Origin of the sequence: Bacillus daqingensis (genome assembly GCF_042654445.1) — a bacterium.
GTDB classification, from domain to species: domain Bacteria; phylum Bacillota; class Bacilli; order Bacillales; family Salisediminibacteriaceae; genus Alkalicoccus; species Alkalicoccus luteus.
Map to the genome: position 1 here is coordinate 38,604 of NZ_JBHSGK010000009.1, position 13,445 is coordinate 52,048.

Consider the following 13,445-nt stretch of genomic DNA (forward strand, 5'->3'; position numbering starts at 1 on the left):
TTTGATGAGAATTCAGGAAACGCCTTCTACATATTCCATTACCTCATCGATGGACTTCTTTTTTACCGGCTCCTCGCCTTCCTGATAAATGAAATAGGAAGGGAATTCGACTTCTCCGCCGCTCATCGCATCCGCATAGGATTCTCCGAAGCTTCCAATCGACCAGCGATCTCTGCCCCCGCTGATTTCTCTCAGCTCCTCGTGATAGGCCTGCTGGCGTGTGGCAAAATCAATCGCTTCCTGCGTGCCGTCCTCTAAAAGAGCCAGCACAAATCCATCTGTAAAATGGTCCCACGCCGTTTCATCTACATACGCATGAATGTTTTCCAGACTGAGCGGCTCCAGCTCGATCTGCTGCGCTCGGACCGTTGGAAGCAGCGCTCGGTCATGAAGTACGTGATTTTCCCGGTTCGTCGAGATTGTCGGCTTGAACCCCGCCTCTGGAACAACACGTATTTGCTGGGAGACCGGTGTGAACAGATTTGGAGGATTCTCTATACGTTCTCCTGTTTCGCTGTCAATGATCTCCGTGTCGTCATCATACACGACTGTGTATGCTTCTACTTCGTATTCCTCCATTTCCGCCGTCATGCTCGTGACATGCGGAGGGAGCTCCGTTCCGAATTTGTTATCTTCTACAAATACCGTAATCTTCCCGTGTTCAAGTACATGGCTTCCTAAATTATATCCTGTAATCACGTCCTGCTCTTCCTCCCCACAAGCTGTAAGCAGAAGCAGCAACGCCGCAGCCCATCCCTTTTTCATGACGCATCCCCTCCGAATTCTCTGCTACTTGTTACGATAAAAGAGGGAAAAAGTTCCTGCTCACTAAATTTACAGAAAAATCAGAATAATTATGGCAGCTTGCCTGCATTTCCCTTACACTAAAGCTAACAGAGAAATAGAAAGGGGATAGACCCATGAAACGGGCAGTCTGGTTAGCCGCGATGATGCTGGTTGCCGCCGGGTGCAGCGATACGAGTGAGGAGGCGGATGGACAGGCAGAGGCGCTTCAGGCAGAGGAGGAGATCAGCGGGCTGGAGGAGCAGGTGGACAACCTGGAGACCGATTTGGAACGTGAGCGAAACCGCGGACGAGAGCGCCGGGACGAGATCAGTGAACTGAAAAAAGAGCTGAGCGAAGCGGAAGCAGCCAGCAGCACTGAACTGGAGGAAGAACTCGCTGAGCTGCAGGAGGAAATGAGCGAGTTGGAGGAAACCTATGACGAACTTGCGGACACCGCGGCCTCCTTGGAAGAAGAAGCCGCGTCGCTTTCTTCCGAGAAAGAAAACCTCCAAAATAACCTGTCTGCCTTAGAAGACGAAGTCGAGACGCTGACATCTGAAAACAGCCGCCTGACAGCGGAGGCAGAAGCTGCTGAGAGCGCCGCTGCTTCGGGAGAATCCGCTGCCACCACCTCTGACTCCAGCGAAGAAAGCGAGTCCGAGACGAGCAGCAGCTCGCTCGACAATGTCATCGCCGGTCTCTCTGCATCTGAGGTTGAAAGTGAAATCCGAAAAAAAGCAGAAGCCGACTGGCCCGACGATTATATCATGCAGGAATTTGTGATTGATGAACAAACAGCTGCCTATAACAAGCTTAAAAACCTGACGATCTCAACGGAAGTGGAGGCGACACAGCTGGAACGCGCCTACTGGGACTGGGGCTACGATTTTATCATGGTGGAATTCGTGTTTGAAGAACAGATGAAGTCTCACGAAAACATCAATTAACCGATCCCACGCGATATTATCCTTTATGACCAGGATAATATACCCAAAAATGCTTGTATATTGCCTTTCCCTCGGCTATGATAAAAAAGAAAAACGTTCACGCCGGAGGAAACTATGAAAAAAGCCGTACTACTCTCTGCGATTTGCCTGCTTGCAGCCTGTTCCAATGCGGAAGCAGAGGAGCAAGCCGCCGAACAGGAAGCAGCAATTGAAGCGTTACACGTGGAAAATGACGAGCTCGAACAGCTGCTGAGCGACTTGTCCAATCCCGATCTGCTTGCCGATCACGAGGAATTAAAAGACGCCTATGCGGCGTTAGAAGCGGATTTGGAGGAGCTTCAGGACGCATATCAGGAGCTGGAAACCGACTACGAAACGCTTGAAGATAACCACAGCAGCCTGGAATTAAAGCTGGCTCAGGCCGAGGCGGAGCCCGAGTCCGGGCAAAGCGAACCGGAAGAAACAGCCGATGAACCTGCAGAGGAAGAGACCGAAAGCGGCAGCTACACGAACGTGATCGCCGCTCTTTCATCCTCAGACGTGGAAGCGGAAATCCGCAAACAGGCAGAAGCCGACTGGGCTGATGATTACAGCATGCGGGAATTTGTGATCGGGGAGCAGCAGGCAGCCTACAACACACTGAAAAATCTTTCCATCACAACGGAAGTAGAAGCAACCCAGCTCGAACGCGCCTTTAAAGACTGGGGATACGACTTTACTATGGTGGAATTCGTCTTCAACGAGCAGATGGAGTCGTATGACAACATTAATTGATCGCTGCATAAAGAAAGACCTCAGAGTGACTTATTTCGTCACCCTGAGGTCTGTTTTGATTAAATAACACCGAGCAAAAACGCAACTCCCATTAGGACGATGCTGAAGCCCCATACCCAGAAGAACGAGTAGCGGATGTGCTTGCCCATTTCGAGGCCGGCAAGTCCGAGCGCAAGCCAGAGCGCCGGGGAGAACGGACTGACGAACGTGCCGATGATGTTGCCGATAATCATCGTGTAGGCAGCCGTAATCGAGTCGATGCCGTTCGCACTCACAATCTGCTCCACAACCGGGAGAAGCGCAAAGTAATAGGCATCTGTACTTAAAATCAGGTCAAACGGGACACCGAATACCCCCATGATCACGTGCAGGTACGGCACGATAAAGGCCGGCAGAATCGCCACCATATCAACAGCAATCGCATCCAGCATACCTGTTCCGTTCATAATACCGAGGAAGGAACCGGCTGCGAGAATGATGGAACCCATCATCAGCGCGTTTGGCGCATGTGTTTTGATCCGGTCCATCTGCTGGTCCACCTTCGGGTAGTTCAGCGGCAGCGCAATGCTGAGCGCAATCATAAACACGAATCCAGACGGGATAATGCCCCAGACGAGCGTCACGACAACGGCAATTGCAATGAGCGCGTTCAGCCAGATCAGCTTCGGACGGCGCAGATCGTCTTTTTCATCCTTCCACTCGTCATCTGCGGTATCAAGTGTTGCGGCCACTTCCTCTGACACCTGATCCGCTGCCTCATGACCGCGCTTGGCAATACGCTTTTTCTCACGCAGACCGAGGAAGACAGCAAGACCAACGAGCAGCACCATCGCACTGATCTGCACCGGGATAAGCGGACGCCACAGCTCCGTCGGATCCACGCCCAGTACAGCACCGGCCCGGCCGATCGGTCCGGCCCACGGCACCATGTTCATGATACTCGCGCTCAGCCCGACGAGCAGCAAAAGCAGGTAAGGGCTCATGCCGAGCTTCAAGTAAATCGGCAAAAGCGCGGGAATCGTGATCAAAAACGTCGATGCACCGGATCCATCCAGATGCGTCACCGCTCCGATCGCAACCGTACCAACAGCAACCGCGACGACACTTCCGCGAGTGAGCGAGATCACACGGTTAATGAACGGGTCAAACAGTCCGGTGTCCTGCATGATGCCGAAAAAGAGAATCGCAAAGATGAACATGATAACGACGCTGATGACGGAATCGATACCTTCGTTAAAGAAGCCGCCGATCGCTTCTACCGAGAAGCCGGTCAGCAGGGCGCCAATCACGGGAACGAGTACGAGCCCGACAATCGGCGTGATGCGGCCGCTGATCAACAGGGCGACAATAACACCGATCGTCAAAATACCGATAATACTGAGCATAGGAAAACCCCTCCTGTCTTAATTGAAAACGCTTACGAGTTGATTGCACTAAGCGTATCAGGAGGGGTTTTGAAAGAAAATATAACGAACATAAACCGTATATTCGTCGTTTATGTTATTTTGTTCATTTTGTTCACGAACGGACGTAGCGTCGCTCCGGACGGCCGACGTCTCCGTATTTTAAGATAGCCTCCGCATTTCCTTCGGTGACGAGATACTCCAAATACCGCCGTGCCGTCGACCGGCTCGCACCGATTGCTTCGCCGGCTTCTACCGCTGTGACCCCGCGATCGCTCGCGAGCAGCTCCAAAATCTGCTCCAGCGTAATCCGGTCAATCCCTTTCGGCAGCTCTTCCTTCGCACTGGTCTGATCGGTGAGGTGCAGCAGCTGGTCAATGTCCTGCTGCGGCATCTCATCCGAAGCGTTCAGCACATGCAGCCAGTGCGCCGCACGCTTCAGACCGCTTTCAAGCCGGTTGAATTCGACTGGCTTTATCATGTAGTCGATTGCTCCCCCAAGAAGCGCGCGCCTGACGATATCCTGCTCCTTCGCGGCTGTCACCACAAGCAGCGCTGCGTCCGGAAGCTTCTGCTGCAGCGAATGAAACAGCTGCAGCCCGCGCGTGTCCGGAATAAACATGTCGAGCAGAATGATATCCGGCTTCACTGCGTCAGCCGCCTGCTCGGCTTCAGCCGCTGTCTTTGCCTGGGCGGCCGTAAAAAAGCCGTCCAGCTTATCCACGTACGCCTGCGTGATTTCTGCTACCCGGAAATCATCTTCTACGATCATGACCTTCAGTGGTTCAGCCATGCAGCTTCCTCCTCTGCTTCGGAATCGTCACGACAAAGCACGTCCCCTCATCGGTGTTTTCGGCAAAAATGGTGCCTCCGCATGCCTCCACCTGCGCCTTCGATAACGCCAGGCCGAAGCCGCGTCCTTCGCCGGATTTACTGGAAACACCCTGCTCAAACAGCGACTGCTCCATCGTTTCAGGAATGCCTGGTCCGACGTCTTCCACTTCAATGAGCACATCCTGCCCGGCATCGCTGAAATAAACCTCGATCAGCCTCTCGCCGCGCGGCAGCTCCTGCATCGCTTCAATCGCGTTATCGATGATGTTGCCGACAGCGGTGATGAGTGCCTGCCGCACATTTTCCGGAAGCTCCTCTGCCAGATGGCTCGATTCATCAATTTCCAGCTTCACCCCGTTTTCATGCGCCAGGTTCAGCTTCCCGAGCAGAATCGCACTTAGCATCGGGTCTTTCACGTTATGAATTAAGCGGCGGATCCAGTTTTTCTGATTCACACTCTCTTCTTTAATGTAACGCTTTGCCTTTTCGATCTCTTCCAGCTGCAGGAGTCCGGAAATCGTGTGCAGCTTGTTGGAAAACTCATGCGTCTGAGCACGCAGCCCTTCAGCATATTCACGCACGCGCGCAAGCTCATTGGACAGCTTCTCAATTTCCGTTTTGTTTCGAAACGTTGACACCGCGCCGATCAGCTTATCCCCATCATACATCGGGACCCGGTTGACGAGGACGACGTTCGCCCCGAACGCCATTTCTTCATCATATTGGGCAACCCCCGTCTCGAGCACTTCCGGGAGCCTGGAGAGCGGCAGCACCTCCTGAATCGGACGCCCAATCCAGGCGGAAGCTTCCTCCGCGCCCTTCACGAGCTTTTGCGCGGCCCGATTCATGAGCGTAATTTTTCCTTCGCGGTTGACGGCGATAATACCTTCATACGCCGACTGCAGCATCGTTTCCTTCTGCAGCAGCAGGTAGGAAATTTCCTCCGGCTCCAGCTGAAACAGGCGCCGTTTAATGTAGCGCGACAGAAGCCACGCCCCTCCTGCCCCGAACGCCGTGATCAATGCCAGCGTCGATAGCAGCTCGTTCCGGTACGGCCCGACGACAGAGCGCACGTCTTCCATGAGAAACCCGACCGACACGACCCCGACGATTTCCCCGTCTGATATAAGCGGCGTCTTGCCGCGGATCGAGGGCCCAAGCGATCCTTCCGCCTGTGATATGTACGACTCCCCAAGTGCCAGCGCCCGCTCGTTGTCTTCTCCGACCATGCGCTCCCCGAGCCGGTCCGGATTCGGGTGGGAATAGCGGATTTCCTCCGTGTCTCCGACGACGATAAACTCCGCCTCCGACGCTTCATGGAGGGGCGCTATCAATACCTGTACCATCTCAGCTGACGGATCGGCGCTGCCCATTTCCTCCTGCAGCTCCGGAATTTCCGAAACCGTTCTCGACATGCTCAATGCCCGCTCGCCCATCTGCTCCTCGAGCGAATCAGCGAGCAGCTGGTAAAAAAACAGGCCCAGCACTAGCAGCGTGCCCGTGATCAGCACCGCCGTCATAATCGTCAGCTTCGCCAGCAGACTGATCCGCTGCGGCGGCCGGCTGATATACTTTTTCATGTCATGCCTCGTCAGGTTTCCCACGGTCCGCTCCCCCTTCTGATGCCAGTATACCGCATCAGTCAGTTATTCATAAGAGAGCTTCAGTAAAAAAGCCGCCGGATAGTCATCCAGCATATCCGGGTTGTCAGTGACACCTGTGAGCAGGTTGGATTCGACTGCATGCGAGCCGTCTTCTTCGCCGTACACCCACGCCATCACATACACGCCGTCTTCAAGCGAAGGCTCATGAAAATCTTCTTCTCTCATCGAAATGAGACCGAAACTGTCTTCATGTAAAGCCTCTTTTTCGACTCTCGGGCGCGCCGATCCAGTAGTCCCATCTGAGCGGATACCGACATCAAATAAGAGCGCATCCTCCTCATCGCGCACCGATCCAAATGCAAAGCCTTCTTCTCCTTCCAGCTCCACTCCTACGCCTCCGCTCGTTTCTTCCTCCAATTCACCATATGTATAGTGCTCCATCTCCGCCATCACCATACGCCCGGGCTCTGACTCAAATGACACGCCGACCCACGTATCCGACATGATCGTCAGCACGGTCTCCGTCTCTGATTCGTCCGGCTCCCAGACTTCCATCGGTTCATCGCTTCCACATCCACCTAAAAAAGCAGCTGCCGTGATCACGGCAGCCGTACGTAGTCGTTGCATGACAGCCTCCCCGCTTGCGAAGCAGTCTGTTAAAGCGGTCCTCCCTCTGAAATACGGCGGCGCTCTTCCTCGAGACGCTCGATCGTCTGCTCAACGGCAACACGGTCCTCCGGCTCACCCGGAACCTCATATTCCAGCTTCCGCTTCTCCTCTTCGATCTGCTCCGTCAATTCTTTATAGCGCTCCTGCGCCTTGGATACAAGCTCAACCAGCTCGTTCTCATACTCTTCTTCAGGTATCATGGTTATCCCTCCCTGTTTTCCATTTTTTCTTAGCGGCATCAGTAATTCCTCTATTCCCGCATTCACTGATTTCTAACATAGGGCTTTTTGTGAACATGCTTGCTGATGCTGTAACAAGGACGCTTTTTTGTTTCCGCTGAAAGTTATTAAACTGGTGCACAAAGTTTTCATTTGCCGGCCGCGAGTTATCGTCTTTGTCGCGAAACATTTCATTCTCAGCTTCAAACTTATTATGGTTATCATGTTTCGTTCTTAATAACGAAAAAGTTTTCAAGCTGATAGATGAAGTTATCATTTCGTGGCGAAAGTTATCATACGAAGAACACGCAGCAGCTTGGTCGTTCAAGCTGACCGGTGGAAAAAGCATTCCGAGTGAAAAGAACGTCGCTGGTTTTTTTGAATGGTGTAATCAGAGGCAGGCGCAGCCTGCGGAGGTGGATGATGAAATTGCTCCATTAGGAAAATGTTCAACTTTCCGGGGTAAAGCGTTAACCTCACTCCTGAAAGCTTTACCAATGGCTTGAAAAGCATTAACTTTGGCTTGCAGTTGTTCACGAGCATTAACTTAGAACTGCTATAACGAAGAAAGCATCATTTGAACGGGTAAAACAGTCAACTTTTTCAAGGAAACGTTCAACTACGCCGCGCTTCCTCCAAACAGAAAAAACCGCTCCACGTTAATAGGAGCGGTTCTGCGATCAGCGATCCCGTTTTGCTTCGGAATAGCCTTCCGTTTGATCAAAGCTGTAGAGATTCTGGACCTGAATCCAGTCGACGTCTGCGCCGGTCAGTCTTGCGAGCAGCTTCAAAATGCCCTCATGATCCGCCTTCACGCCGGCAGCCGGCAGCAGGCGGCAGCGCCAGTGATCGGTCGTAAACAGATCGTCCCGCTCCGTCGGGTAAGCGTTGACGCCGCGGTTCGTGATGACAGAAAGCTCATAGTCCGGCTCAGCTGCACGCGAGATGAGCATTGCCAGCTGATCAGCCGACAGATCCTTGTTATATACGTATACGTCGACGCCGTCGAGCTCCCGCTTTGGAGGCTGTCCTGCCCGCTCCGACGCCTTCTTTGGCAGCGGCTCCGGCATGCTCCCGGAAGTCGCTTCGAATGAAACAGCCTGCAGCTTTTCCGGACGGCTGCCGAGACGCTCGATGACGGCATCCGCAAACTCCTTGGAGCCGACCGACTTACCGCCTTTCGCAATATCGCCGGTATGCACGCCGTCTTCCAATGTTTTCAGCCAGGCGTTTTGAATGTTCTCCGCTGTCTCCGCTTCTCCGATATGGAGCAGCAGCTGCACCGCGCCATTCAACAGGCCGGATGGGTTAGCGATACCCTTTCCAGCGATGTCCGGCGCACTGCCGTGAATCGCTTCAAACATCGCATACTCATCGCCGACGTTGGCAGAACCTGCAAGCCCGACGCTGCCCGAAATTTGGGCAGCGATATCGGATCCGATATCACCGTAAAGGTTCGGCATGACGACCACATCGAAATCCTCCGGCGTGTCGGCAATTTTCGCAAGGCCGATGTCCACAATCCAGTGGTCCGTTTCCAGCTCCGGATATTCATTCGCCACTTCCTCAAATACCTTGTGAAACAGCCCGTCCGAGCGCTTCATGATGTTATCCTTCGTAATGCACGTCACCTTTTTCCGGCCGTGTTTTTTTGCGTAGTCAAACGCATAGCGGACGATCCGTTCCGTGCCGGGACGCGTGATCAGCTTCATGCTCTGCACGACTTCCGGCGTCTGCTGGTACTCGATACCCGTATAGAGATCCTCTTCGTTTTCACGGATCACAACGAGGTCCATCTCCGGATGCTTCGTTTTCACAAACGGAGCAAGCGACATCGTCGGCCGCACGTTTGCATACAGCCCAAGCGTCGTACGGATCGTCACATTCAGGCTTTTATAACCGCCTCCCTGCGGCGTTGTAATTGGTGCTTTTAAAAACAGCTTTGTGCGGTTGAGCGACTTCCAGGCATCGTCGGTGATCCCCGTCGTCCACCCGTTTAAGTAGGCTTCTTTTCCGATATCGATGTATTCCGGTTCAATTGGTGCATCTGCCGCTTCCAATATGCGCAGAACGGCATCCATGATTTCCGGCCCGATCCCGTCTCCGCGCGCAACTGTGACTGGTGTTCTGCCCATTGTTCCGCCTCCTCCTGTATAATTGACTCTTTTTCCCATACCCCTTTCACAGGAGGCGCTAATCATTGATTTCATGAAAAAAACCGCCGGGGGTGGCGGTTGGATCGTTACTTACAGCTTACGGCTGAATTGTATTCAGCAAACATGCCGTCTTTATTATGTTTCCAAATCCATACGTGCAGCGCATAGCTTCCCGGTCCAAACGGGCCGTCATCAAACGTCTGCCCATAAAGTTCCGGAGCCTCCTCTGCACCCCCTAAAAATTCTACGGCAGCCAGCTTCATCTTCCCGTTTTTCATCTCTTCATACACTAGAACCTCCGGCTGCTTATGATCATGTCCCGGAGTTTCAACAAGCTCGAAGTTAACGTAGTGATTTCCCATACCAGGTACACAGTTAACCCATACGTAGCCATCATCTTCCGCCCGCTCTACCTGCTGATACTTAGCTGTTGCTGCTCGTGTCTCCGCCAGCATTTTGTTTGCGTCACTTCCAAAAGAGCCTGCTCCCGCTGATGCCGCTGCTCCAAAAACAAAGAGGACGGCCAACAATCCTGCGATCAGCACCTTTAACCCTTTCATGATAATGCTCCTCTTTGGCCTGCAGGCCGGAATTCCCCCGGCGGTAAAAAAACGCTTCCGTTCGTTATCACGTACCTACAGTATACGCTTTTTCAGCAAAATTCCGTCACGATTCGACATTTTTTCAATAAAAATCAACTATTTTACACAACTTGTTTCTTATAGAGAATATTGACCTTCTTTTTGCTACCTTTTGTATAACTTTTATAACGAACAACATGTTGTGTTGACTAACGGCCTGAAAGTTATTAATCTGTTCCGCAACTTTCTCATTTGCAGGGCAGCAGTTTTCAACAAACTGCTTGAACGTATCATTTTCGGGCTGAAGCTTATACGTGTTATTACCTGGCGTTCTCGATAGCGAAATTATGATCATTTGCAACACCAAACGTTTCATCCTGACCTCCCAAGTTATCAAACCTGACGAGTCCCGTAAAAAAGCTCCCGGCACTCAGCCGGAAGCCTCCTTCCACATTCACCTAAAGCACGAGCTCCAGCGCCCTGCGATGGGCGTCGATTGTCTTTTCGATATCTGCTTCATCATGAGCGGTCGACATCGAGTAGCGGTTCATCGGCTTGGAGTAAATGCCGAGCGTCAGCAGTGCTTCGTCAATACGGCGGCGCAGATCGGTGTCGGCTTTACGCATATCGCGCAGGTTGCGGATCGGTTCATCCGTCAGTACGATGTTGAAAATGCTGCCCACCCCCATCGCCTGCATCGGCACGTTAAACTCTTGATAGAGCTCTGTGAGGCCGCGCTTTAGCTGCTCGGTTTTCCGAAAGACATCTGCAATGCCGCCGCGTTTTTCCAGCAGCTGAATCGTTGCGAGCCCCGCAGCAAGCGTTGTCGGATGTCCGTTGTACGTACCGCTGTGGAAAAATGCTTTTTCTGATCCCGATGTGCCGGCTGTAAGAATGTCACGTCCGGAAGCCGGTGAACAGAGCTCCATGATCTCGCGTTTTCCGCCGAGTGCGCCGACAGGGAAACCGCCGCCGAGTACTTTTCCAAGCGTCGTCAAATCCGGCTTAATGCCGTAGATTTCCTGCGCTCCGCCGAGGGAGACCCGAAAACCTGTTTTGACCTCGTCGTAAATGAGCACGATGCCAAGCTCCTCTGTAAGGGCACGCAGCTGCTTCATGAAATCCGGTGAGGCCGGAATGAAACCGGATTGAATCGGCTCCATCATCACACAGGAAACGTCATCTGCCTGCTTTCGTAAAATCGTTTCACATGCGGTGATGTCGTTAAACGGAAGGATGACCGTGTTAGCTACGCATTCGCTCGACACTCCGCTCGAATCCGGCACGCAAGCCGGGTTCTCCGCTGTTCCTTCTTCTGTTTCATTTGGGTTCACACTCATCAGCACTTGATCGTAGCCGCCGTGATAGTGGCCTTCGAATTTTGCGATTTTATGCCGACCGGTGTAAGCAGCGGCAAGCCTTACCGCCAGAAGCGTCGCCTCCATGCCGGAATTGCAGAAGCGGACCTGGTCAATGCCGCGGTACAGATCGCGCAGCTTCTGCGCCATCGTGATTTCCAGCCGGTGCGGGGCGCCGAAGATCGTCGTACCTTTGGAATACATCTGCTCGGTTACCGCCGTATAGACAGCCGGGTGCCCATGGCCGGTCATGAGTGCTCCGTAGCAGAGCAGGTAGTCAATGTATTCATTGCCGTCCACGTCGTACAGTCTGCTTCCGTGTCCTTCCTCCATCACGATCGGGTGCGGCTTAAAATACTTGATATTTGCCGTTACGCCCCCTGGCATCACGTCCATCGCTTCCTCAAAAAGCGCCTGTGATTTCGCTGTACTGACTTCCGCTGCGGTTTCCGTTACGTTTTCCATTCGTGAGTCATTCCTCCATGTTTTTATTCAAAATGAATTATTTACTCCATTTTATATGAAAAATGGAGTAAACACATCAAATGTGGACAGTTTCTTGGAAATTAATGCGAAAGTCACCCCTCGCTTAAAAAAGTCCTGCTCGTTTGGCATACTAATTGCCTGCGCAGGCTCAATTGTCAGTAAATGTAACTGGTACCTTTTCGTGAACCTGCCTCATTTTAACTATTCAGATAATTGAATGTGCTATGCTGATTTTATTCGTTATACGAAAGAAAACATGGGGAGGAAGATGATGATGAAAAAACAGCTGTTTATCGTATCTGCTGCTGGACTGATCGGCGCAGGAGCATTCGCTGGAGCCGCTTCAGCTGAAGAAGAAGCCGAATATATGGTGCTGTTAAACGGAAATGTAAGCATCGAGGAAGGTACGGCAGAACTGGAATCACTAGGAGCAGAAGTCGTCGCCGATGCGGAAGCGATTGGACTCGTACATGTTGCAGCCGGAGAAGGCTTTTTGGAAGACGTGGAAGCGAGCGGGATCGCCGCTTCAGCTGTCGAAGACGTGCGCATTGAGACGAAAGACCTCGTGCTGGAAGCCGATGACGTAGTACCGGATGAAGCCGCAGAGGCAGATTTGTTTGAGCAGTATCAGTGGGACATTAAACGCGTCACAAACGACGGCGCAGCATGGGATGTGACGAAGGGCGATCATTCTGTTGTTGTCGGCGTGATTGATACCGGCGTTGATTTTTCCCATCCGGACTTAGAAGACAACCTGCTGTACGGTAAAACGTTCCACCCGGATTCATCTCCGGAGGATGCCTATGAAGACTCCGGTATGCACGGCACGCATGTGGCAGGCTCGATTGCCGGTAACGGACGCGTGCTCGGCGTTGGACCAGAGCTCGGCATTGCTTCCTACCGCGTCACGAACGACCAGGGGCGCATGAACTGGACCGGTATTCTGGATGCGATTACGACCGCCGCTGATGATGGCGTCGATGTTGCTAACCTGAGCCTCGGCACGTACAGCTTTATCAATGAAGAAGCAGACCGTCTGCTTCACCTGTCGTCCAAGCGCGCCGTACAGTATGCACATCGCGAAGGCATGATTATCGTCGGGGCGAACGGCAATGACGGACTCGATCTCGGTAAAGCTGTTCATACCGTTCCGGGCGAAGGGCGTCAGTACGGGCCGCTGTTTGACACGTTTACGGACATTCCAGGCGTAATCAGCGTATCTGCGTCCACCGACCGTGATACGCTTGCCTACTATTCCAACTACGGCACGTCCAACGTGAGCCTCGCTGCACCGGGCGGTGACTACGGTCCAAACTGGCCGAACCCGGATCAAGATCAGTCGCTGCTGGAAGAGGAGTCCCGCGCCTACAGCACGATCCCAGTTGATCAGGGCTCCTACGGCTGGGCGATGGGTACGAGCATGGCCGCGCCGAAAGTAGCCGCAGCTGCTGCGCTCGTGAAGGTAGAAAACCCGAACATGCAGCGCCCGCGCGTCATCACGCACCTGCAGCAGACAGCTGATCAGGTGGACGGCAACGGCCGCAGCAACGAATTCGGCCACGGCATCGTCGACGTATACGAAGCACTGCGCTAGACCATTAGAAACGTCCGCTCCCCGGGAAGGAGAGC

General features: G+C 52.9%; 12 protein-coding genes. 3 read left to right on the plus strand and 9 right to left on the minus strand.

The features are described 5' to 3' along the window. Window positions 1-12: 12 nt before the first annotated feature. The gene (locus tag ACFO4L_RS09455; RefSeq protein WP_377909422.1) at window positions 13-765 is read right to left on the minus strand and encodes a hypothetical protein; all 753 of its coding nucleotides are present in this window, start codon (window positions 763-765) and stop codon (window positions 13-15) included. A gap of 155 nt (window positions 766-920) precedes the next feature. On the opposite strand from ACFO4L_RS09455, the gene ACFO4L_RS09460 reads away from it, so the two are divergent. Both ACFO4L_RS09460 and ACFO4L_RS09465 read left to right on the plus strand, forming a co-directional pair. Beyond that, window positions 921-1,733, plus strand: a complete 813-nt coding sequence (locus tag ACFO4L_RS09460; protein WP_377909423.1) for a hypothetical protein — start codon at window positions 921-923, stop codon at window positions 1,731-1,733. A 114-nt stretch (window positions 1,734-1,847) separates the two neighbouring features. Then, window positions 1,848-2,507, plus strand: a complete 660-nt coding sequence (locus ACFO4L_RS09465) for a hypothetical protein (protein ID WP_377909424.1) — start codon at window positions 1,848-1,850, stop codon at window positions 2,505-2,507. 59 nt (window positions 2,508-2,566) lie between these two features. Here ACFO4L_RS09465 and ACFO4L_RS09470 read toward each other — a convergent pair whose 3' ends face one another. The 8 genes from ACFO4L_RS09470 to ACFO4L_RS09505 all read right to left on the minus strand — a co-directional run bounded on the left by ACFO4L_RS09470 (window position 2,567) and on the right by ACFO4L_RS09505 (window position 11,795). Next, window positions 2,567-3,892 carry a CitMHS family transporter gene (locus ACFO4L_RS09470; RefSeq protein WP_377909425.1) on the minus strand — a complete coding sequence of 442 codons (1,326 nt, stop codon included), beginning with the start codon at window positions 3,890-3,892 and terminating at the stop codon, window positions 2,567-2,569. Window positions 3,893-4,025: 133 nt separating this feature from the next. After that, complete coding sequence (locus ACFO4L_RS09475) at window positions 4,026-4,703, minus strand: response regulator (RefSeq protein WP_377909426.1); 678 nt, start codon at window positions 4,701-4,703, stop codon at window positions 4,026-4,028. Next, entirely contained in the window at window positions 4,696-6,348 is a 1,653-nt protein-coding gene (locus ACFO4L_RS09480) for an ATP-binding protein (RefSeq protein ID WP_377909427.1), read from the minus strand. The genes ACFO4L_RS09475 and ACFO4L_RS09480 overlap by 8 nt, the downstream gene beginning before the upstream one ends. 42 nt (window positions 6,349-6,390) lie before the next feature. Beyond that, window positions 6,391-6,975: a hypothetical protein gene (locus ACFO4L_RS09485; protein ID WP_377909428.1), complete on the minus strand. Its 585-nt coding sequence runs from the start codon at window positions 6,973-6,975 to the stop codon at window positions 6,391-6,393. Window positions 6,976-7,004: 29 nt separating this feature from the next. After that, complete coding sequence (locus ACFO4L_RS09490) at window positions 7,005-7,217, minus strand: hypothetical protein (RefSeq protein ID WP_168004370.1); 213 nt, start codon at window positions 7,215-7,217, stop codon at window positions 7,005-7,007. Between the two features lie 698 nt (window positions 7,218-7,915). Then, window positions 7,916-9,370 (minus strand): NADP-dependent isocitrate dehydrogenase, encoded by a 1,455-nt coding sequence (locus tag ACFO4L_RS09495; protein WP_377909429.1) that lies wholly within the window; start codon window positions 9,368-9,370, stop codon window positions 7,916-7,918. 107 nt (window positions 9,371-9,477) lie between these two features. After that, complete coding sequence (locus ACFO4L_RS09500; RefSeq protein ID WP_377909430.1) at window positions 9,478-9,951, minus strand: hypothetical protein; 474 nt, start codon at window positions 9,949-9,951, stop codon at window positions 9,478-9,480. Between the two features lie 479 nt (window positions 9,952-10,430). Next, window positions 10,431-11,795 (minus strand): aspartate aminotransferase family protein, encoded by a 1,365-nt coding sequence (locus tag ACFO4L_RS09505; protein ID WP_377909431.1) that lies wholly within the window; start codon window positions 11,793-11,795, stop codon window positions 10,431-10,433. Between the two features lie 295 nt (window positions 11,796-12,090). Here ACFO4L_RS09505 and ACFO4L_RS09510 point away from each other — a divergent pair, with 295 nt between their 5' ends. After that, window positions 12,091-13,410, plus strand: coding sequence for a S8 family serine peptidase (locus tag ACFO4L_RS09510; protein WP_377909432.1), 1,320 nt, complete (start codon window positions 12,091-12,093; stop codon window positions 13,408-13,410). Window positions 13,411-13,445 lie beyond the last annotated feature (35 nt).